19 protein-coding genes are annotated in these 21,843 nt (G+C 61.8%); 15 read left to right on the top strand and 4 right to left on the bottom strand.

Features of this window, described 5'->3' with window-relative positions; translation table 11 throughout:
- Window positions 1-111 precede the first annotated feature (111 nt).
- The 9 genes from D0Y60_RS01320 to D0Y60_RS01280 all read left to right on the top strand — a co-directional run bounded on the left by D0Y60_RS01320 (window position 112) and on the right by D0Y60_RS01280 (window position 11,662).
- Window positions 112-1,347: an ABC transporter substrate-binding protein gene (locus tag D0Y60_RS01320; protein WP_117366332.1), complete on the top strand. Its 1,236-nt coding sequence runs from the start codon at window positions 112-114 to the stop codon at window positions 1,345-1,347.
- Window positions 1,348-1,451: 104 nt separating this feature from the next.
- Window positions 1,452-2,354 carry a sugar ABC transporter permease gene (locus D0Y60_RS01315; RefSeq protein WP_117366331.1) on the top strand — a complete coding sequence of 301 codons (903 nt, stop codon included), beginning with the start codon at window positions 1,452-1,454 and terminating at the stop codon, window positions 2,352-2,354.
- A gap of 103 nt (window positions 2,355-2,457) precedes the next feature.
- Window positions 2,458-3,285 (top strand): carbohydrate ABC transporter permease, encoded by an 828-nt coding sequence (locus tag D0Y60_RS01310; RefSeq protein WP_245409084.1) that lies wholly within the window; start codon window positions 2,458-2,460, stop codon window positions 3,283-3,285.
- Between the two features lie 3 nt (window positions 3,286-3,288).
- A complete protein-coding gene (locus D0Y60_RS01305) occupies window positions 3,289-4,377 on the top strand; it encodes an ABC transporter ATP-binding protein (protein WP_117366330.1) in 1,089 nt (362 codons plus the stop codon).
- An 84-nt stretch (window positions 4,378-4,461) separates the two neighbouring features.
- Window positions 4,462-6,921: a glycoside hydrolase family 2 protein gene (locus D0Y60_RS01300; protein WP_117366329.1), complete on the top strand. Its 2,460-nt coding sequence runs from the start codon at window positions 4,462-4,464 to the stop codon at window positions 6,919-6,921.
- A 15-nt stretch (window positions 6,922-6,936) separates the two neighbouring features.
- Entirely contained in the window at window positions 6,937-7,698 is a 762-nt protein-coding gene (locus D0Y60_RS01295; RefSeq protein ID WP_117366328.1) for a sugar phosphate isomerase/epimerase, read from the top strand.
- Window positions 7,699-7,710: 12 nt separating this feature from the next.
- Complete coding sequence (locus tag D0Y60_RS01290; RefSeq protein WP_117366327.1) at window positions 7,711-8,844, top strand: Gfo/Idh/MocA family oxidoreductase; 1,134 nt, start codon at window positions 7,711-7,713, stop codon at window positions 8,842-8,844.
- Window positions 8,845-8,941: 97 nt separating this feature from the next.
- Window positions 8,942-9,973 carry an L-glyceraldehyde 3-phosphate reductase gene (gene mgrA / locus D0Y60_RS01285; RefSeq protein WP_117366326.1) on the top strand — a complete coding sequence of 344 codons (1,032 nt, stop codon included), beginning with the start codon at window positions 8,942-8,944 and terminating at the stop codon, window positions 9,971-9,973.
- A 78-nt stretch (window positions 9,974-10,051) separates the two neighbouring features.
- On the top strand, window positions 10,052-11,662 hold the full coding sequence (locus D0Y60_RS01280) for a glycoside hydrolase family 43 protein (RefSeq protein ID WP_117366325.1): 1,611 nt from the start codon (window positions 10,052-10,054) through the stop codon (window positions 11,660-11,662).
- Here the strand turns inward: D0Y60_RS01280 and zigA are convergent, their stop codons facing one another.
- Together zigA and znuA are read right to left on the bottom strand one after the other, a co-directional pair.
- The gene (gene zigA, locus D0Y60_RS01275; protein WP_117366324.1) at window positions 11,663-12,868 is read right to left on the bottom strand and encodes a zinc metallochaperone GTPase ZigA; all 1,206 of its coding nucleotides are present in this window, start codon (window positions 12,866-12,868) and stop codon (window positions 11,663-11,665) included.
- 159 nt (window positions 12,869-13,027) lie between these two features.
- A complete protein-coding gene (gene znuA, locus D0Y60_RS01270) occupies window positions 13,028-14,041 on the bottom strand; it encodes a zinc ABC transporter substrate-binding protein ZnuA (RefSeq protein WP_117366323.1) in 1,014 nt (337 codons plus the stop codon).
- 99 nt (window positions 14,042-14,140) lie between these two features.
- On the opposite strand from znuA, the gene D0Y60_RS01265 reads away from it, so the two are divergent.
- Genes D0Y60_RS01265 through D0Y60_RS01255 form a run of 3 tightly spaced genes read left to right on the top strand, consistent with a single transcriptional unit; the run spans window position 14,141 to window position 16,303 of the window.
- Complete coding sequence (locus D0Y60_RS01265) at window positions 14,141-15,088, top strand: metal ABC transporter ATP-binding protein (RefSeq protein WP_199564088.1); 948 nt, start codon at window positions 14,141-14,143, stop codon at window positions 15,086-15,088.
- Window positions 15,081-15,911 carry a metal ABC transporter permease gene (locus D0Y60_RS01260; RefSeq protein ID WP_117366321.1) on the top strand — a complete coding sequence of 277 codons (831 nt, stop codon included), beginning with the start codon at window positions 15,081-15,083 and terminating at the stop codon, window positions 15,909-15,911. Before D0Y60_RS01265 ends, D0Y60_RS01260 begins: the two co-directional genes overlap by 8 nt.
- Complete coding sequence (locus D0Y60_RS01255) at window positions 15,908-16,303, top strand: Fur family transcriptional regulator (RefSeq protein WP_117366320.1); 396 nt, start codon at window positions 15,908-15,910, stop codon at window positions 16,301-16,303. Before D0Y60_RS01260 ends, D0Y60_RS01255 begins: the two co-directional genes overlap by 4 nt.
- Here the strand turns inward: D0Y60_RS01255 and D0Y60_RS01250 are convergent.
- Window positions 16,300-16,830 (bottom strand): gamma carbonic anhydrase family protein, encoded by a 531-nt coding sequence (locus D0Y60_RS01250; RefSeq protein WP_117366319.1) that lies wholly within the window; start codon window positions 16,828-16,830, stop codon window positions 16,300-16,302. The two genes, D0Y60_RS01255 and D0Y60_RS01250, sit on opposite strands and share 4 nt — an antisense overlap.
- 109 nt (window positions 16,831-16,939) lie before the next feature.
- Between D0Y60_RS01250 and dusA the strand changes: the two genes are divergently transcribed.
- Entirely contained in the window at window positions 16,940-18,016 is a 1,077-nt protein-coding gene (gene dusA, locus D0Y60_RS01245) for a tRNA dihydrouridine(20/20a) synthase DusA (protein WP_117367008.1), read from the top strand.
- Between the two features lie 125 nt (window positions 18,017-18,141).
- The gene (locus D0Y60_RS01240) at window positions 18,142-18,729 is read left to right on the top strand and encodes a J domain-containing protein (protein ID WP_117367006.1); all 588 of its coding nucleotides are present in this window, start codon (window positions 18,142-18,144) and stop codon (window positions 18,727-18,729) included.
- Window positions 18,730-18,735: 6 nt separating this feature from the next.
- Here D0Y60_RS01240 and D0Y60_RS01235 read toward each other — a convergent pair whose 3' ends face one another.
- Window positions 18,736-19,158, bottom strand: a complete 423-nt coding sequence (locus D0Y60_RS01235) for a hypothetical protein (protein ID WP_117366318.1) — start codon at window positions 19,156-19,158, stop codon at window positions 18,736-18,738.
- A 777-nt stretch (window positions 19,159-19,935) separates the two neighbouring features.
- On the opposite strand from D0Y60_RS01235, the gene D0Y60_RS01230 reads away from it, so the two are divergent.
- Window positions 19,936-21,840, top strand: coding sequence for an ATP-dependent endonuclease (locus D0Y60_RS01230; protein WP_117366317.1), 1,905 nt, complete (start codon window positions 19,936-19,938; stop codon window positions 21,838-21,840).
- Window positions 21,841-21,843 lie beyond the last annotated feature (3 nt).

Raw genomic sequence — 21,843 nt, 5'->3', positions numbered from 1 at the left:
CTAAAACAAGCGTTTGAAAGAAATCTCGCATTAATTCTCCATGCCCTGTTGCGCGATTAAATCGATTGGACTAGGTTTTTCCGGCAACGTTTCAGTGAGGGAGGAGAACTCATGAAAATTCGCTCTATGGCTGCTATATTGGCAGCGACCGTGGTCCTGCCGTTCGCCGCAGCCAATGCGACCGATCTGGAAGTGACCCATTGGTGGACGTCCGGCGGGGAGGCCGCGGCGGTCGCCGAACTGGCAAAGGCATTCGACGCGACGGGCAACAAGTGGGTGGACGGCGCGATCGCCGGCTCCGGCGGCACGGCGCGTCCGATCATGGTCAGCCGTATCACCGGCGGCGACCCTATGGGCGCAACGCAGTTCAATCACGGCCGCCAGGCTGAGGAGCTGGTCGAAGCCGGCCTGATGCGCGACCTGACCGATGTCGCGACCAAGGAGAAATGGAAAGAGATCATCAAGCCGGCGAGCCTGCTCGACAGCTGCACGATCGACGGCAAGATTTATTGCGCGCCGGTCAATATCCATTCCTGGCAGTGGCTCTGGCTGTCCAACGCCGCCTTTGAGAAGGCGGGCGTGGCGGTTCCGAAGAACTGGGATGAGTTCGTTGCGGCTGGTCCGGCGCTGGAAAAGGCCGGCATCGTTCCGCTCGCCGTCGGTGGTCAGCCCTGGCAGGCAGCCGGCGCGTTTGACGTGCTGATGGTCGCCATTGCTGGCAAGGACACCTACTACAAGGTGTTTAAGGACAAGGACGAGGACGTCGCTGCCGGTGCCGAGATCGCCAAGGTCTTCAAGGCCGCTGACGATGCCCGTCGAATGTCCAAGGGCACCAATGTGCAGGACTGGAATCAGGCGACCAACATGGTCATCACCGGTAAGGCCGGCGGCCAGATCATGGGCGACTGGGCGCAGGGCGAATTCGCGCTGGCCGGCCAGACCGCCGGCAAGGACTATACCTGCCTTCCGGGGCTGGGCGTGAACGAGGTCATCTCGACGGGCGGCGACGCCTTCTATTTCCCGCTGCTCAAGGATGAAGAGAAGTCCAAGGCGCAGGAAGTGCTGGCCTCGACACTCTTGGCGCCGGCCACCCAGGTCGCCTTCAATCTGAAGAAGGGCTCGCTGCCGGTGCGCGGCGACGTCGACCTCGCCGCCGCCAATGACTGCATGAAGAAGGGCCTCGACATCCTTGCCAAGGGCAATGTGATCGAAGGCACCGACCAGCTGCTTTCGGCCGACAGCCAGAAGCAGAAGGAAGACCTCTTCTCCGAATTCTTTGCCAACCCGTCCATGACGCCGGAGGACGCCCAGAAGCGTTTCGCCGACATCATCGCTTCGGCGGAGTGATCAGACCTTAGTGACATCGGCCGGCAGTTCTCTGCCGGCCGGTTCCGGCGCCCGATGAGGAGGGGCGCCGATCATCTCTGATCGAGACCAAGGAGGAGTGACCCATGACGGGCCAGGCACACACCGGTCGCCCCAGTAAATTGCTGCGCAATCTCAGTTCCAAGATTGCTTCCATTCCCATGATGCTTACCGCCGTCGTCATCTTTCTCGGCGGCACGGTCTGGACGGTCGTCTATTCGTTCACCAATTCCAAGCTGCTGCCTCGGGCGAAGTTCGTTGGGCTCGACCAGTACGAACGCTTGTGGGATGCGCCGCGCTGGATCGTATCGATCCAGAATCTGGCGATCTACGGCATCTTTACCCTGATTTTCAGCCTCGTCATCGGCTTCCTTTTGGCGGCGCTGATGGACCAGAAGATCCGCTTCGAAAACACCTTTCGCACGATCTTCCTCTATCCCTTCGCGCTGTCCTTCATCGTGACCGGCCTCGTCTGGCAATGGATCCTCAATCCAGAATTTGGCGTGCAGTCCGTCGTGCGCTCGCTTGGCTGGGAAAGCTTCACCTTCGATCCGCTCTACAATTCCGACATCGTCATCTACGGCGTGCTGATCGCCGGGCTCTGGCAGGGCACGGGGCTCGTCATGTGCCTGCTGCTCGCCGGCCTTCGCGGCATCGATGAGGACATCTGGAAGGCGGCGCGCGTCGACGGCATCCCGATGTGGAAGACCTATCTCTTCATCGTCATTCCCATGATGCGCCCGGTCTTCATAACGACGCTGGTGATCATCGCGAGCGGCATCGTCAAGGTCTACGACCTCGTGGTGGCGCAGACGAGCGGCGGTCCGGGCATCTCGTCGGAAGTGCCGGCGAAATATGTCTATGACTACATGTTCCAGGCCCAGAACCTCGGACAGGGCTTCGCTGCCTCCACCATGATGCTCGTGACCGTCGCCATCATCATCGTGCCCTGGGCCTATCTCGAATTTGGAGGACGCAAGCGTGGCTGATACCGTCTCCATCAAGCCCGGCCCGGCGCTTGCCGCCGCGACGAAAGCCGGCATCGAGCCCCGTGGCGCCAAACCGCGCCGCACACTCTCCGGCCGCAACATCATGCTGTACGGCACGCTCGCCGTTGCAGCACTCTACTACCTGCTGCCGCTCTACGTGATGGTCGTGACCTCCCTGAAGGGCATGCCCGAAATCCGGCTCGGCAACATCTTCTCGCCGCCGCTGGAAGTGACCTTCGAGCCTTGGGCCAAAGCGTGGGCCACCGCCTGCACCGGCCTCAACTGCGATGGGTTGTCGCGCGGCTTCTGGAATTCGGTGCGTATCACCGTGCCTTCGACGCTGATCTCGATCCTCGTCGCCTCGGTCAACGGCTATGCGCTCGCCAACTGGAAGTTCAAGGGGGCCGACCTGTTCTTCACGATCCTCATCGTCGGTGCCTTCATTCCCTATCAGGTGATGATCTACCCGATCGTCATCGTGCTCCGGGAAATGGGCATCTACGGCACACTGACCGGCCTCATCATCGTGCACACGATCTTCGGCATGCCGATCCTGACGCTGCTCTTCCGCAACTACTTCTCGTCTTTGCCGGAAGAATTGTTCAAGGCGGCGCGCATCGATGGCGCCGGTTTCTGGCAGATCTATTTCCGCATCATGCTGCCCATGTCGCTGCCGATCTTCGTCGTCGCCATGATCCTGCAGATCACCGGCATCTGGAACGACTTCCTGTTCGGCGTCGTGTTCACGCGGCCGGAATATTACCCGATGACCGTGCAGCTCAACAACATCGTCAACTCCGTCCAGGGGGTGAAGGAATACAACGTCAACATGGCCGCGACTCTGCTTACCGGCGCGGTTCCGCTCTTCGTTTATTTCGTGTCGGGACGCCTGTTCGTCCGCGGCATCGCCGCCGGCGCAGTCAAGGGTTAAGCCATGCAGAAATCCGTCTCCATCAAGGACCTTTCGTTGAGCTTCGGTGCGGTCAACGTGCTGGAAAACCTCAATCTCGATATCGGGGAGGGCGAGTTCCTCGTGCTTCTCGGCTCGTCCGGCTGCGGCAAGTCGACCCTTCTCAACTGCATCGCCGGCTTGCTCGAGCCGACCGGCGGGCAGATCTTCATCAAGAACAAGAACGTTACCTGGGAGGAGCCCAAGGACCGCGGCATCGGCATGGTGTTCCAGTCCTACGCGCTCTATCCGCAGATGACGGTGGAGAAGAACCTCTCCTTCGGCCTGCAGGTCGCCAAGATGCCAAAGCCGGAGATCGACAAGCGCGTCGCCCGTGCCGCTGAAATACTGCAGATCGGCCCGCTCCTGAAGCGCAAGCCCTCGGAACTGTCCGGCGGCCAGCGTCAGCGCGTGGCGATCGGCCGGGCGCTGGTGCGCGACGTCGATGTCTTCCTGTTCGACGAGCCGCTCTCCAACCTTGACGCCAAGCTGCGCTCGGAGCTGCGCGTGGAAATCAAGCGGCTGCACCAGTCGCTGAAGAACACGATGATCTATGTCACGCATGACCAGATCGAGGCCCTGACGCTGGCCGACCGCATTGCCATCATGAAGAGCGGCGTCATCCAGCAGCTCGCCGATCCCAACACCATCTACAACGCGCCGAAGAACATGTTCGTCGCCGGCTTCATCGGCTCGCCGTCCATGAACTTCTTGCGCGGCGAGATCGTCGAGAAGGGTGGCAAACCGGTCGTCGTCACCAACGGCGTGGATTTCGCGCTGGATGGCTATGCCGCCGGTGAGGCGCTCCAGGCCGGCCGCAAGGTCGTGCTCGGCGTGCGTCCGGAGCATGTGAAGGTCAATGAGGATATCCCCGGTGCCGACCATCACCAGGCAACCGTCGATATCGAGGAGCCGATGGGCGCCGACAACCTGCTATGGCTCAAACATGCCGGCCACACCATGTCCGTCCGCGTCGCCGGTGCCCGGCGCTTCAAGCCCGGGACGGCGGTGAAGCTCTCCTTCGATATGGGCCTGGCCTCGCTGTTCGATGCGGCTACGGAGGAGCGGATCTAACGCTGCCCTTTGCAAGCAACCCTCTGGCCGTGTGGCCGGAGGGACATACCTTCCTGCGGCAAGAGAAACCGCCGAGAGACTGCCATGACCCACACATCCGACATCACCTCCATCGACCTTTCCGGCCTCTGGACCGTCACCAGCACCGATGCGGAGAAGACCGCGCTGATGCGCGTGCCCGGCGACGTGCACAGCGCGCTTCTGGCCGCCGGCCTCATTCCCGATCCCTACGCCGGCCGCAATGAGCGCGATATCCAATGGGTGGCGGAGAAGAACTGGGCGATCGAGCGGACGTTCGAGATCGCGCCGGAAATGCTGGAGGGGGACTGGTATCTCGATATCGGCAGCGTCGACACGGTCGCCTCGGTCTATGTCAACGGCGTGCTGGTGCTCGACACGGACAATTGCTTCCGCCGGTACCGGCCTGACGTCACCGATGCGCTGAAGGTCGGCGAGAACACGCTGAAGGTGCTGATCCATTCGAGCGTGACGGCCGGTGCGCTGCGGCAGGCGGAGCAGCCGTTCTTCATTCCGTGGTCGACCGGCAATTCGCCGATCCCGAACGGCAATATGCTGCGCAAGCCGCAGTGCCATTTCGGCTGGGACTGGAACATCGCGATCGCGCCGCTCGGCATCTATGGCGAGATCGTCCTGCGCAAGCTGGAGGCCGCGCGCATCGAGCATGTCACGACGCGGCAGTTCCACCATGCGGATGGCGCCGTCGATCTCTATGTCACCGCCACCTTCCATGCCGAACAGCCGGGCATCCTGCCGGTGCATTTCGCGCTGGGCGAGGAGCGGGTGCGGCTCGATATCGGGGTTAATGCCGGCGAGACGCAGCTCACCCACATGTTCCGCATCGAGAAGCCGGCGCTCTGGTGGCCGAAGGGCCATGGCGAGCAGGCGATCTATGCCGTGCGCGTCGAGACGCCGACGGAGACGGTGGTGCGCCGCATCGGCCTGCGCCAGGTCGAGCTTCTGATCGACAAGGACGAGCCGGGCAGCCGCTTTGCGCTCAAGGTCAACGGCCGCGAAATCTTCTGCCGTGGCGCCAACTGGATCCCCGCCGACGCGCTGCCGTCGCGCATCAATCCCGTTGCGGTGCGCGACCTGCTGCAATCGGCTGTCGATGCCAACATGAACATGCTGCGCGTCTGGGGCGGCGGCTTCTACGAGCCGGACTGGTTCTACGACCTCTGCGACGAGCTTGGCCTGATGGTCTGGCAGGACTTCATGTTCGCCTGCAACCTCTATCCCTCGACGGTCGATTTCCTCGACAATGTCGCCGCCGAGGTTGAGTACCAGGTCAAGCGCCTTGCCTCGCATCCCTCGATCGTTCTGTGGTGCGGTGATAATGAACTGGTCGGCGCGCTCACCTGGTTCGATGTCAGCCGCGAGAACCGCGACCGTTATCTCGTCTCCTACGATCGCCTCAACCGCACCATCGAAGTGGCGATGAAGAAGGCAGCACCCGGTGCGATCTGGTGGCCGTCGAGCCCCGCTTCCGGTTATCTCGACTTCGGCGATGCCTGGCATGCGGACGGTTCCGGCGACATGCACTATTGGTCCGTCTGGCACGAGAACAAGTCCTTCGACAATTACCGCACCGTGCGCCCGCGCTTCTGCTCGGAATTCGGCTTCCAGTCCTACACGTCCATGCCGGTCATGAAGACCTTCGCCGATGCTAGGGACATGAACATCGCCTCGCCGGTGATGGAGAGCCACCAGAAGAACGCCGGCGGCAACGAGCGCATTGCCGGGACCATGTTCCGCTATTTCCGCTTCCCCAAGGATTTCCCGAGCTTCGTCTATCTCAGCCAGATCCAGCAGGGCCTCGCCATCCGCACCGCCGTCGAATACTGGCGCTCGCTGAAGCCGCATTGCATGGGCACGCTCTACTGGCAGCTCAACGACACCTGGCCGGTCGCCTCCTGGTCGAGCCTCGATTACGGCGGCAGCTGGAAGGCCATGCACTATATGGTGCGCCGTTTCTTCCAGCCCGTCGCCGTCGCCGCCATTCCGTCGAAGGACGGCGAGACCATCGGCTTCTCCGTCGTCAACGACACGGCCGAGGCCGTCACGGTGAAGCTCGACACCTGGCTCGTCTCGCTCAGCGGCGAGCGCCGTCCGCATCGCAGCGTCGAGGGGGCCTGCGGGCCTGACAAGGCGGAAATGCTGTTCTCCGTCTTCGCCGCCGATCTTCCCGAGGATACGCTGCTGTTCTGGTCCTTCGAAGCCTCGAACGGCATGACGGGCGAGGGGCACCATGTCTCCGGCACCTACAAGGCGCTCGATCTCGAAGCCTCCGGCCTGACGCTCGACGTCGCGCCACTTGAGGACGGCGCCTTTGCCGTCACCGCCTCGGCAACGGGCCTTGCGCTGCATGTCATGCTGGAGGCCGACATCCCCGGCCGCTGGTCCGACAACGCCTTCGACCTCACCGCCGGAGAGCGGAAAACCGTGATTTTCACGCCCGCCGAAAGGGGCGCGACCCCGCACTTCCACTGGCTCGATCTTCATTCCTGCCAGACTTCCCAAGAGTAATACGAGGAGACAACAATGCAGACCGTCAGTTTCCAGCTTTACAGCGCCCGCAATTTCCAGCCCTTCGCCGAAGTGTTCCGCATCCTCGCCGATGCCGGCTACAAGGAAGTCGAGGGCTACGGCGCGCTTTATGCATCGCTCGACGATGCTGCCATCCAGCAGGTGAAGGTCGATCTCGACAGGAACGGCCTCACCATGCCGACCGCCCATTTCGGCCTCGATATGATCGAGGGCGAGCCGGACCGCGTCATCGAGATTTGCCGCACGCTCGGCATTGAGGCGGTCTATTGCCCCTATCTGCTGCCCGAACACCGTCCGACGGACGCCGCCGGCTGGCACGCTTTTGGCGCACGCCTGCAGAAGGCCGGCGAGCCGCTGCGCAAGGCGGGTCTCGTCTTCGGCTGGCACAACCACGATTTCGAGTTCTTCGCGCTGCCGGATGGCTCCGTACCGCAGGACCATATCTTCGCCGGCGGTCCGGATCTCACCTGGGAAGCGGATATTGCCTGGGTCATCCGCGGCGGGGCCGATCCCTTCGCGTGGATCCAGAAATACGGCAGCCGCATCACTGCCGTGCACGTCAAGGACATCGCGCCGAAGGGCGAGGCCACGGATGAGGACGGCTGGGCGGATGTCGGTTACGGCACCGTTGCCTGGGGCGACCTCGCCAAGGCGCTCGCCGGCACGCCTGCAAAACACTTCATCGTCGAGCATGACAATCCCAAGGACATCACCCGTCTTGCCACCCGCTCGATCAAGACCATCAAGGCATTCTGAGGACTGACCACCATGAGCAAGGAATACGGAGTCGGCATTATCGGCTGCGGCAACATTTCGGGCGCTTATTTCAAGCTGATCCCGATGTTCAGGAACCTGAAGCTTGTCGCCTGCGCCGATATCAACCCCGCAGCCTCCAAGGCACGCTCGGAAGAGTTCGGCGTCGCGGCGCAGGAGATCGACGCGCTGCTCGCCAATCCGGCGGTCGACGTCGTCGTCAACCTGACGATCCCGGAGGCGCACTACCCCGTCTCGAAGGCGGCGCTGGAGGCGGGCAAACACGTCTATTCGGAAAAGCCCTTCGTTCTCTCCATCGAACAGGGCGAGGACCTGCGCCGCATCGCCGACGCCAAGGGTCTCAAGGTCGGTTCGGCGCCGGATACCTATCTCGGCGGCTCGCACCAGTTCGCCCGCCATCTCATCGACAGCGGCAAGGTCGGCAAGATCATGTCGGGCACGGCGCATGTGCTCTCGCCCGGTATGGAGAGCTGGCATCCGAACCCGGACTTCTTCTTCGCGCCGGGCGGCGGACCGATCCTCGATCTCGGTCCCTACTACGTCAACAACCTCGTCAACCTTGTCGGCCCGGTGAAGCGCGTCGTGGCGCTGGCCAACAAGGCGCGCGAGGAGCGCATCATCGGCAACGGTCCACGGCTTGGCCAGGCCGTGCCGGTCATCGTCGCCACCAACATCCACGCCATCCTCGAATTCGAGAACGGCGCGCAGATCGCGCTGATGGCGAGCTGGGACGTCTGGGCCCATCGCCACCAGAACATGGAGCTTTACGGCACCGATGGCGCCGTCTTCGTGCCGGATCCGAACTTCTTCGGCGGGAAGGTGGAGGTGGCCGGCAACGACCGCGAGCCGAAGGAGGTGGAGGTCTGGGATCACCCGCTGACGGCGCAGAACTACCAGTTCGACTGGGGCACGCAGGCCAACTACCGCGGTATCGGCCTTGCCGACATGATGGAGGCGGTGACGACCGGCCGCGACTATCGCTGCTCGCTCGACCGCTCGCTGCACACGATCGACGTCCTGACGTCGATCCTGCGTTCGGCGGAAGAGGGCAAGGCCGTCGATATCGTGACGACCTGCACCCAGCCGGAAGCGCTCGGCATCGAGGAAGCGCGCGCACTCCTGCGCTAGCCTGCGAACAATCGGCCGGCGAGGGCGGATGTCCCTTGCCGGCTGGCATATCCGGGCTGTACGAAACACGTCCCGATTCAAATGAAGGAATTTTACAATGGCCTGGCAGCCGGCGGACAACCGTTACGACAAGATGATCTACAACCGCGTTGGGCGCTCCGGCCTGAAGCTGCCGGCGGTGTCGCTCGGCCTGTGGCACAATTTCGGCGGCGACACGCCGCATGACCGCAAGGTCGACATGTGCCGCACGGCCTTTGACCTCGGCATCACCCATTTCGATCTCGCCAACAATTACGGCCCGCCGCCCGGTTCGGCCGAAACCGCCTTCGGCGAAATCCTGCGCACCGATTTCAAGCACCTGCGCGACGAACTGATCGTCTCCTCCAAGGCCGGCTATGACATGTGGCCGGGCCCGTATGGCGAGTGGGGCAGCCGCAAGTACCTGATCGCTTCCTGCGACCAGAGCCTGAAGCGCATGGGCCTCGACTATGTCGATATCTTCTATTCGCACCGCTTCGATCCGGATACGCCGCTGGAAGAGACCTGCGGCGCGCTCGACCACATCGTGCGCTCCGGCCGTGCGCTCTATGTCGGCATCTCCTCCTACAATTCGCAGCGTACCCGCGAGGCCGCCGCTATCCTGAAGGACCTCGGCACGCCCTGCATCATCCACCAGCCGAGCTATTCCATGCTCAACCGCTGGATCGAGGAGGACGGTCTCGTCGATACGCTTGACGAACTCGGCATGGGCTCCATCGTCTTCACACCGCTGGCGCAAGGCCTGCTGACGGCAAAGTATCTCGGCGGCATTCCGAGCGACAGCCGCGCGGCGCTGAACCACTTCCTGAAGGCGGATTCCATCCGCCCTGAGATCCTCGACAACATCCGCAAGCTCAACACCATTGCCGAGAAGCGCGGCCAGACGCTGGCGCAGATGGCGATCGCCTGGGTGCTGCGCGGCGGGCGCATCACCTCGGCGCTGATCGGCGCGAGCCGCTCGTCGCAGATCGTCGATTGCGTCAAGGCTCTGGACAATCTCGACTTCTCGGCCGCCGAATTGGCCGAGATCGAGACCCTTTCCAACGGCGCGGACGTCAATCTCTGGAAGAGCTCCGCCGAGATCGACTGATTTTTCGGGCCGCCCGGGAAAACCGAGCGGCCTTTTTCGCGCATGATCTGACGTACGTGCATCATTTTGGAGGAAACGATGATCCGCAACCCGATCTTGCCGGGCTTCAACCCGGACCCCTCGATCTGCCGGGTGGGGCAGGACTATTATATCGCAACCTCCACCTTCGAATGGTATCCGGGCGTGCAGATTCATCATTCGCGCGATCTGGTGAACTGGACGCTGGTCAAGCGGCCGCTGGAGCGCAGGAGCCAGCTCGACATGCGCGGCAATCCCGACAGCTGCGGTGTTTGGGCGCCGTGCCTCTCCCATGCCGACGGGTTGTTCTGGTTGGTCTATACGGACGTCAAACGTTTCGACGGCAGCTTCAAGGATGCGCACAACTACATCGTTACGGCCGCGTCGGTCGAGGGGGAGTGGTCCGATCCGGTTTACGTCAATTCCTCCGGCTTCGACCCCTCGCTGTTCCATGACGAGGACGGGCGGAAATGGTTCGTCAACATGCAGTGGAACCACCGGCCGGAAAACCATACGGGGGCTGCGCACAATGCCTTCGACGGCATCCTGCTTCAGGAATGGGATGCCGGGACGAAGCGTCTGGTCGGGCCGGTGAAGAACATCTTTCCCGGCACAAAGCAGGGCCTGGTGGAGGCGCCGCATCTCTTCCGCCGCAACGGCTGGTACTATCTCACGACGGCGGAAGGCGGCACGGGTTACAACCACACCGTCACCATGGCGCGGTCCCGGACGATCGACGGCCCCTATGAAGCGCATCCGGATCTCTACCTGATCACGGCCAAGGATCATCCTGATGCGCCGCTTCAGCGGGCAGGGCATGGCCAATATGTCGAGACGCCCGATGGGGAGGCCTATCACACGCATCTCTGCGGCCGGCCGCTGGAACCCTTGCGCCGCTGCACGCTGGGCCGGGAGACGGCGCTGCAGAAGTGCGTGTGGCGCGACGACGATTGGCTCTATCTGGAGCGTGGTTCGCCGGTGCCGGCCGTCGAGGTCGAGGCACCGCCTGGCGCCGTGCCCATCGAGAAGCCGGTGAGTATGGCCTATGATTTTTCCGAAGGCACGCTGCCCGCGGATTTCCAGTGGCTGCGCACGCCGGAGCCCGAGCGGATTTTCTCGCTCTCGGTGCGACCGGGGCATCTGCGGCTGTTCGGGCGCGAAAGCATCGGCAGCTGGTTCGAGCAGGCGCTGGTGGCGCGCCGGCAGGAACATCACGATTTTCGCGTCGAGACGGTGATCGAGGCGGAGCCGGAGGTCTATCAGCAGGTCGCGGGCCTCACGCACTACTATAACCGCTACAAGTTCCATGCGCTGGGGCTGACCCGGCACGAGGTGCTGGGCCGCGCGCTGACGATCCTGTCCTGCCCGGGGGATTATCCGGATGGAAACCTGACATTTCCGGCCGGTAGCGGCGTCGCAGTGGGCGAGGGGCCACTGGATCTGGCGGCGGAAGTGCACGGCAACGATCTCCAGTTCTTCTGGCGGCCTGCCGGCGCCGATGCCTGGCGGGCGATCGGCCCGGTGCTGGATGCCGGCGTCGTGTCCGACGAGGGCGGGCGGGGCGAGCATGGCTCGTTCACCGGCGCCTTCATTGGTCTGTTCGCCTTCGATATTACCGGAAGCGGGCGTGGCGGGGATTTTGCGAACTTCCGCTACACCGCGCTCTCCTGATCAGCCGGCCTGCCGGACCCAGAGCGGGAACGGATCCGGGAAGTTCGCCCAGCGGGCGGGGTCGAAGCTTTCCGCCTCGACGAGGCAGGCGTCCAGTCGGCGGCGGAGGTCGGCTTCATCCATCGGATCCGCGCCGATGAAGACGAGTTCCTGCCGCCGGTCACCCCAGACGGGATCGGTGTATGTCGCGATCGCCTCGAGCGCCGCCTTGTCCTCAGGCCAATGCTGGCGCGGTACGGCGGCCCACCAAAGGCCGAGCCGGCCACTTCTGACCAGCGCGCCCGCCTGGCTCATCTCGCCGACATGGTGCGGCCGCGTCGCCAGCCAGAAAAAGCCCTTGGCACGGATGACGCCGGGCCAGCTCTCATCGAGAAACGCCTTGAATCGCGCCGGGTGGAACGGCCTTTTGGCTCGGTAGACGAAGGAGCGGATGCCGTATTCCTCGGTTTCCGGCACATGGTCGTTGAAGCCGTGCAACTCCTTGAACCACAGCGGATGTTCGCTCGCCTTGGCAAAATCGAAAAGGCCGGTACCGAGGATATCGGTGAGCGCCACCCGGCCGAAATCCGTCTCGATGATGCGGGCGGCAGCATTGAGACCGCCGACGATCTGGCGGGCGGCGATAAGGTCAGTGGGGCTCGCTGCACCCGTCTTGTTGAGCACGACGACGTCGGCGAATTCGATCTGTTCGACGAGCAGTTCCACCAGAGTGCGCGTATCGCCTTCGCCGGCCGTCTCGCCGCGCTGCGCCAGGAAATCCTGGGAGCCGTAGTCTTTCAGGAGGTTTGCGGCATCGACCACCGTCACCATCGTATCGAGCCGGGCGATATCCGACAGGCTCCAGCCGTGTTCATCGCGGAAATCGAAGGTGGTGGCGACGGGCAGGGGTTCAGAAATGCCGCTCGATTCGATCAAAAGGTAGTCGAAGCGGTTCATCTCCGCGAGCCGCCGGACCTCCGCCAGCAGGTCGTCGCGCAGCGTGCAACAGATGCAGCCATTGGTCATCTCCACCAACTGTTCGTCCGTGCGGGAAAAATCGGCCCCGCCTTCACGGATAAGGGCGGCGTCGATATTCACCTCGCTCATGTCGTTGACGATGACCGCAACGCGCAGGCCGCTGCGGTTGTTCAGGACATGGTTGAGCAGCGTCGTCTTGCCGGCGCCCAAGAAGCCGGAGAGCACGGTAACGGGGAGGCGTTTGTCCATCGTTCTTGCCTTTAATGTTATATAATTACATCATTTGGGCTGAAAAAGGCGGGATGACCCCGCCGTTTGTCCGTTCAGGCCCGCCGCACCTTCCGTCGTCCCGCTCACAGGACCGGGAGACGGAGGGGAGCGCAAGGCGCTTTCCAGAACCTAGCGCGGCTACCCCAGGCAATCGCGCAGCGACGTGGCGATGCTCCGCATCAGCGTGAAGTACAGTTCTGGCCCCGGCTCCAGCGTGGCGGCTTCCGGGTCGAGCACGCCTGACTTGGCAGACGTTCCCTCGATCACCACGTTGACCAGCTTCGGCTCGAATTGCGGTTCGGCGAAGACGCAGGTGGCGCCGAGGGTTTTGACCTTGTCGCGGATCTGCGTCAGGCGCTCGGCGCCCGGCAGGGTTTCCGGACTGACGGTGATGGAGCCGGCGGCGTGCACGCCGTAGTGATGCTCGAAATACTGATAGGCATCGTGGAAGACGATGAAGGGCTTTTCCTTCACGGGGGCGATGGTCTCGGTGATTTCGGTGTTAAGTGCGGCGAGCTTGTCGTTCAGGGCCGCGAGGTTCTTGTTGTAGGTTTCGGCATTGGCCGGGTCCTTTTCCGAGAGCACGCGGGCGGCTTCTGTGGCGATGGCGCGGGCATTGTCGGGGCTCAGCCACAGATGCATGTCGAATTCGCCATGCTCCTCATGCTGATGACCGGCTTCCCCTTCGTGGTCGTGGCCAGCGTCTGCCGCCTTGGCTTGGTCGTGACCCTCTTCCTCATGCGCATGATCGTGCCCTTCCTCGCCCTCATGCGTATGCGCCTCGAAAGGGCCGCCTTCGCGGAATTGCAGCTTCTCCATGCCGGGCGCGTCGTCGAGCTCGACGATGGTCGCCTTGCCGCCGAGCGATTCCAGCGGCTTTTCCAAGAATGCTTCCAGCCCGTGGCCGACCCAGAAGACGAGGTCCGCATCCTGGAGGGCGGCGGCATTGGATGGCTTCAGCGAATAGGTATGTGGGGAGGCCGCGCCTTCGACGATCAGCTTCGGCTCGCCCACCCCCTGCATGACGGCGGCGACGAGCGAGTGGATCGGCTTGATCGACACCACCACATCCGGCGCCTCGGCGCGTGCGGCAAGCGTGCCGGCGGCAAGGACGACAGTGGAGAGAAGGAGGGTGCGCACGGTCTTTTGCATGGGATACTCCGCTTGAATTGAAATGTAATGTTATTACATCAATTGCGTTATGCTATAACGTGTGCCATATCCTCATGCAACAGGCATTTTGGAAAAATCATGCTGCAGACCCCAACCAAGACCGTCCAGCCGCTCGTCTCGCTTTCCGGCGTCGGCGTGCGCCGCCAGGGCCGCTGGCTCGTGCGCGGCGTGGAGTTTTCCATCGCACCCGGCGAGATCGTCACGCTGATCGGCCCCAATGGTTCCGGCAAATCGACGACCGCCAAGACGGCGATCGGTGTCTTGAAGGCCGATGAGGGCAGGGTGGAGCGCAAGGCCGGCCTCAAGGTCGGCTATGTGCCGCAGAAGCTGGCGGTCGACTGGACGATGCCGCTCACCGTCGACCGGCTGATGACGCTGACCTCCTCGCTCAAGGGCGCGGAAATCGATGCCGCACTGGAAGCGACCGGCATCCGCCATCTTGCCCGCGCCGAGGTGCAGCATCTCTCGGGCGGCGAGTTCCAGCGTGCGCTGCTCGCCCGCGCCATTGCCCGCAAGCCGGACCTGCTGGTGCTCGACGAGCCGGTGCAGGGCGTCGATTTCTCCGGCGAGATCGCGCTCTATGATCTCATCAAGACCATCCGCAACACGACCGGCTGCGGCATCCTGTTGATTTCGCACGACCTGCATGTCGTGATGGCCGAGACGGACACCGTCATCTGCCTCAACGGCCATGTCTGCTGCCGCGGCACGCCCGATATCGTCAGCCAGAGCCCGGAATACCAGCGCCTGTTCGGCGCGCGCGGCGGCCAGACGCTGGCCTTCTACAACCATAACCACGACCATACGCATCTGCCCGACGGCCGCGTGCTGCATGCCGATGGCTCGATCACCGACGACTGCCGGCCGAACGACGGGCATCACGGCGATATCCTGCCGACCGGCGGCCGCGCCGGGCCGATGCGCCTCGGGCTGGGCAGCGGACACGTTCACGGGCCGAATTGCGGCTGTGGCCACGACGCCGCACCCCGCTCGGAAGACAGCAAGGGGGCGCGCCGCGATGCTTGATGACTTTTTCATGCGCGCGCTCGTCGCCGGTGTGGGGCTCGCGCTCACCGCCGGGCCGCTCGGCTGTTTCGTCGTCTGGCGGCGCATGGCGTATTTCGGCGATACGATGGCCCATTCGGCTTTGCTCGGCGTTGCGCTGTCGCTTCTGATGGGTTTCAACCTGCTCCTCAGCGTCTTCATCGTCGCCGCGACCGTCTCGATCCTGCTGCTTCTCCTCCAGAAGCGCGGCACGCTCTCCACTGATGCGCTGCTCGGTATCCTCTCGCATGCCACGCTGGCGATCGGCCTCGTCATGGTCTCCTTCATGACCTGGGTACGCATCGATCTCGTCGGGTTCCTGTTCGGCGATATCCTTGCCGTCTCGCGCGCCGATGTGGATCTGGTCTGGGGCGGCGGCATTCTGGTCACCTTCGCCATCATCTGGATGTGGCGTCCGCTGATCGCTTCGACCGTCAATCCGGAACTGGCGGAGGCCGAGGGCATGGAGCCGGAAAAGACCCGGCTTATCTTCATGCTCCTGATGGCGCTCGTTATCGCCATCGCCATGAAGATCGTCGGCATCCTGCTGATCACCTCGCTGCTGATCATTCCGGCCGCCACGGCGCGGCGCTTTTCCACCAGCCCGGAGATCATGGCGGTGCTCGCCTCCGTCATCGGGGCACTTGCCGTCATCGGCGGGCTGTTCGGCTCCTTGAAGTTTGACACACCCTCCGGCCCCTCGATTGTCGTTGCAGCGCTTGGCCTGTTCATTCTAAGCCTGCTGACCAAGCCGAGGACGAGCGGCGTGGATTCTTCAACCGCCAGCCAGGGAGGCCAGGCATGACGACCCAGACTTTGACGCGCAACCAGGGCCTCGTGCTTGATGTGCTCTCGCATTCCGAGGGGCCACTTAGCGCCTATACGATCCTCGACAAGCTGCGCGACAGCGGGTTTCGTGCGCCGTTGCAGGTCTATCGTGCGCTCGACAAGCTCCTGGAATTCGGCCTCGTGCACCGTCTCGAAAGCATCAATGCCTTCGTCGCCTGCGCCCATCCCGACGAGGGGTGCCATGCCCACGGCATTACCGCCTTCACGATCTGCGAGACCTGCGGCAAGGTGACGGAGTTCCACGATCACGTGATCGAGGACCGGCTGAAAAGCTTTGCGAAGGACCGCAATTTCAAGACCGGCAAAACGACGATCGAGATCCGCGGCACCTGCGCGGGCTGCGCCTAACCGATCGGCTTGAGACCCTTCTTGAAGCGCTGCCAGTTGCGCACATAGCTTTCGGCCGAGCGCTTCAGGCCCTCGATAGCCTCCGCGTCCAGCGTGCGGATGGCCTTTGCCGGCGAACCGACGATCAGCGAATTGTCCGGAAAGACCTTGCCTTCCGTCACCAGCGCATTGGCGCCGACGAGGCAGTTGTTGCCGATGACCGCGCCGTTCAGCACCGTCGCGCCCATGCCGATGAGCGAATTGTTGCCGATCGTGCAGCCGTGGATGATGGCGCTGTGGCCGATCGTGCAGCCTTCGCCGATGACGACGGGTTTTCCAGGGTCCGTATGCACCACCACGCCCTCCTGGATATTGGAGCGCGCGCCGAGGATGATCGGCTCGTTGTCGCCGCGCAGCGTGGCGCCGAACCAGATGCCGACATCTTCGCCGATGATGACCTTGCCGATGACATTGGCATCCGGCGCCACCCAGTAGCGGTCGTCGGCGGGCAGTGTCGGGGCGCGGTCGTCGAGGGCGTAAAGCGGCATGGTTTCCTCCGGCGGTTTGATTCCTCGACCCCACTCTAGCACCCGCCCGCCGCGGCGGGGAAAGGGTGAAGGGTGGTTTTTGCCGATGGGATGGAGTATGAGCCCGGCCATGACGAACGCAGCGACATTCTACAGCCAGGCCGTGACCGCGGAGACGAAGATTTTCGCCACCGCGCCGATGATCGACTGGAGTGACCGGCACTATCGCGTGTTTGCGCGGCAGCTCACCCAGCATGCGCTGCTCTTCACCGAGATGATCGTCGCCGATGCCATCCTGCGCGGCAATCGCGAGCGGCTGCTGGGCTTCGATGCCGTGGAGCAGCCCGTCGCCTTGCAGCTCGGCGGCAATGATCCGCGGAAGCTTGCCGAGGCGGCGCGGATCGGCGAGGCGTTCGGCTATGCCGAGATCAACCTCAATGTCGGCTGCCCCTCGGACCGCGTGCAATCCGGCACCTTTGGTGCCTGCCTGATGCGTGAGCCGGACCTCGTGGCCGATTGCGTGGCGGCGATGAAGGCGGCGGTGGCCATTCCCGTCACGGTGAAATGCCGCATCGGCGTCGATGACCAGGACCCCGAGGTGGCGCTGCGCGATCTTGTCTCCCGCGTGAAAGCTGCGGGTACGGATGCCGTCTGGGTCCATGCGCGCAAGGCGTGGCTGCAAGGCCTGTCGCCGAAGGAGAACCGCGATATCCCGCCGCTGGACTACGGTCTGGTGCGCCGGCTTAAAAGCGAAAATCCCGGTCTTTTCATCGGCCTGAACGGCGGGCTTCATACTTTGAGTCAGGCTGTCGAAGAGATGGACGGGCTTGACGGTGTCATGCTTGGCCGAGCCGCCTATCAGGATAGCGGTGTTCTCACCGGCGTGGATGATCTTTTTCCGCATCCCCTGACGGGAGGCCAGCCATCCGGCGCTATCTCCAATCCGCAGGCGCTTCCCGTCGAGCGGTGGGAGGCGGTGCGGGATGCGATGGTGGCCTATGCGGCCGAGGTGATCGCCCGGGGCGGGCGGGTGGCGCATGTCACGCGGCATATGGTCGGGCTGTTCCAGGGCTTTCCGGGCGTGCGGCGCTACCGGCAGATCCTCTCCACCGATGCCACCAAGCCAGGGGCGGGGCCGGAGGTGATTGCCAATGCCTTTGCCGCAGTGCTCTCGGCGCGGGGCGAGGCGCGCGACGCGGCGGAGTAGCTAGCGCTTTCTGTGCATCGTCGCGGCGTGACCACAATTTCGTCCCCTCGGGGTCGGAAAACGGCGTAAACAACGAACGACGCATTCGAAGAACAACAGGTGCCTGCGTGATCGATCCCTACACCATGCTCGGACTGGAGCGCGATGCAGACGACAACGCGGTCAAGGCTGCCTATCGCAAGGCCGCGAAGGGCATGCATCCCGATTCGGGCGGCGATGCCGACCAGTTCGCCCGCCTGCAGGCCTGCTACGACCTGCTGCGCGACCCGGTGCGCCGCAAGGTCTTCGACGACACCGGCTTCGACCCGCAGCTCGCCGACCCGCGCGACCTGAAGGGCCTGATGCTGCTGGAACCGCTGGTCAACGACGTCATCCTCGACGAGCGCGAGCCGGGCAGCTTCGATCCGCTGGCGGCGATGCGCCGAAAACTCTCAGACGATATCGTCAAGAGCCGCTTCCACATCCTGGAGCTGGAGCGCCACCGCAACCGCGTGCGCCAGCATATCGACCGCCTCGGCCGCAAGGCCGGCACGGACTTTTTGGGCTCCATGCTGCGCGCCCGCTCGCAATCGATCGCCGAGGCGATCCGCAATGCCGAGACCCAGATCCAGTCCATCGAGCAGGCCTATGCCATGCTGGAAGGCTATTCCTACGAACTGGCCGCCGCGCTCGATCCCGCGCCTGTGCTCGTCAAGGGCGAGGCGGCCGAATAGGCCCGTTCACCAGTGCTTCGGCAGCGGCGGCTCCTCTCCGTCGTATTTTGGTGCGGGCTGCGCGGCGCGCATTTTCTCGAAGGCGCGAAAGGCCTTTCGCTTGCGGCCGGAAACGAGCGCATGGGCGGTCTCGACGGCGGCGTCCTGAAGGGCGCGCGTCTCGCGATAGGGCGAGCTCATCGTGATCTTGCTCGCGAGATAGCCGAAATGCTCGGCATCCGCCACGGTCTGCGCCAGTTCATCAAAGAGGCGGCGCTGGTCGGCGTCGAGATTGGCAAGGCAGCAGGGCTGCTGCGTCGCACGGAAGAACCAGTTGCAGCGATGCCGGCGCCGGCAGTCGCGACGGCGGCAGATGCGCTCCGGGATAGCCAGCATTTCGGCGGTGCGGGCAAGCAGCGGGCGGCTCAGTGGGAGGGGTTCGCAGGGCATGGGGACTCCTGTTTTCGGGAAGGGAAGGCGGACGGTGCGCCCGGCGCGTGGCATCCGGGCTGGTTTTCGCGGGGCCGGATCGGCCGTCGCCGGGCACCGCCTTTGGGCCTGCCGCTCGACGGGACGCGCGAAAACCGTCCCGCGCGTGAAACGCCGGGGTCTGGATCAGGCTTCGGACGGGGCGCTCAAAGCTGTCTCGTCAAAAGTTATAGATGTGACACCTTTCAGCGCCCCGTTCAGCGGTTTTTGCCTGCGACTCCGGTCTCTCTGCAAAGGCTGGATTGGCGGCGGTTTGCCGTCGGTTTCCGGGGCGGGCCTTTGGCCGGTTTTGACATCCGCGCAGAACTCTCCATCGAGCCCGGCCCGGACGGAAAGAGTTTCGCCTTTCCCGGGAAGACACCGCTCCGGCGGACGATGCCGACGCATCCGCCAGTCCCAGCCCCCTTGCGTGCCGCACAGGCACATCCGGCGCGCCGTCAGGGGATGAAACGAAGGGCCCGGTCCGACGCCCCGCCGCTTCCCCCATGTCGCCGGAGGGAGACCACTTTCCGCAGACCCTTCTGGAGACGGCTTACGTCCGTCCCTCCCCAAAAGCGCCGACCCGGCCTCGCCGCAACGCCTTGCGGTGTATCCGCGGCGGGATGAGGGGAGTATGGCATGGGGGATTGGGGTGGGGAAAATGATGTCCGCAAATCGTCGTGTAGGTGATCGCAGAAGCTAGGCTTAGCGTTGCAAATACAACTAAATCGTGCATCATCCGTCTTGCAGGAGGCGCGCATGCAGATAGCGAAAGTATCACTAGAAAATTTTCGTTCAATTGAACGTTTGGAAATCGATTTCGAAAAATTAACTTCTTTGGTGGGCGCCAATAACTGCGGAAAATCTACCGTTCTAAAGGCGATTGATCTATTTTTTGATGCCGCTGCGAAGGTAGCAGCGGCCGATTATTATATGCATGATCAAGCGCGCACAATCTCGATCTCAATAGAATTCGAGAAGTTAACGCCAGAAGAAGTCAAAGAATTTGGAAATTCCGTAAAAGGCGGTCGACTTCATATAGTTAGAGAATTTGGAGGGGTGGCACAAGAGACGGGAGAATACGCCGTATATGCTGATGTGAACCCGGCCTTTGAAGAGTTTAGAAATGAAAACAACGGAACTAAAAAGAGATCAATATATGCCGATCTTCGAAAGAGGTTTAGTGACTTAGGTGCTGCAACCGGTGAAGAAATGGAGGAGAATCTTCGCGCTTGGGAGCGTGAACACCCTTCAGAGCTTGATTTTAAGAAAATCAAAGGGTTCTTTGGCGCAAAAAATGTTGCGAACGGTAAGCTAAAAAAGAAGACCTCGGTAAGGCTTGTTCCTGCTGTTAAAGACGCCTCTGAAGAGACAAGTGATGCGAAGCGTAGTCCTGTTGTTGGTCTTCTTAGTGAAATCGTCAAGCAAACATTTGAAAACAAGAGTGAATTCACTGAGTTCATCGCTCTTGCGAACAGGAGGATAGCTGAACTCTCAGATCCGACAAGTGTCCCGCAGCTGGCCGGGATCAGTGACCGGCTTACGAGCGCTGTATCGAGGTATTACTCTGATACGAACTTAATTGCTGATTTAAATAAAGCGAACGAAATAAATGTAACATTTCCGAGTCCATTAATAAATGTTGTCCACAGGGGGCTGAAGGTTGATGTGGCGGATGTCGGGCATGGGTTGCAGCGCGCTATTTTTTTCTCCTTAGTTCAATTTCTAGCGGAGGAGCACGCTGGGAAATCCAACGGCGCGGAGGCACTAGAATTTTCTGAGGCTCAAAGTGATATTATTCTTTTGATTGAAGAGCCGGAAATATACCAGCATCCTATAAAGCAAGCTCTGTTTTATGATGCTTTTAAGGAAATCTCGGCGGATTTTAATCGCCAAAGCGGGATTCGAATTCAGGTAATTTTTGCCACGCATTCTGAAAAATTCGTTTCAATAAAGGAAATATCGAACATCAGAATTATCTCGAAGAGGGTCGGTTTAGAAGACGTTGCTACGCACGTAAAATCTCTTTCAATATCTGATTTTAGTAGTGGAATGGCCGCAGTGATAGGCGCAGCTAGGCCTCTTAGTGATGAGGCGTTCTCGGCAGGACTGCACATCTTTAATCGTGAAGTATCTGAAGGGTTTCTTGCTGAGAAGATTATACTTGTAGAAGGAGTTTCTGATAAAGCAATATTAGAAGCTGCATTGCTACTTGATAATAGCTCTGCGCATCGGGAGGGGATTTCGATAATTGAGGTGGGCGGAAAGACCAAAATTGACAAGCCCCTTTTCGCATTTAGAGCTCTTGGTATTCCTGTTCACGTTGTATTCGACAATGACAGCGCAGCTGCCGATCAAAAAGCATCGGCGAAAAGAAATAGAAATATACAAATTATATGTGGTGTGAATGATCCAGAAGATTTTCCTGTAGGTGTTTCCGATCTATATTCGTGTTTTGACGGAAATTTGGAAAGCTATCTGGAGGCAACAACTGGAGACCGATATCACGAATTCATGATTCGTGTATGTGATGATTTCGGCTTGAGCCGGACCGATGCACTAAAGACGCCTGCGGTTGTCAGTGCATTCTTGCTAAGGGCAAGAGCGTCTGACATCAATTTTCGGGTCTTGGATCAGATAATAGATACCGCTAGGCGAATGTAGGAA

This window comes from Shinella sp. WSJ-2, assembly GCF_003432075.1.
Lineage (GTDB): Bacteria > Pseudomonadota > Alphaproteobacteria > Rhizobiales > Rhizobiaceae > Shinella.
The sequence above is the reverse complement of the archived record's forward strand: the minus strand, read 5'-3'. Positions and strand labels throughout refer to the sequence as shown.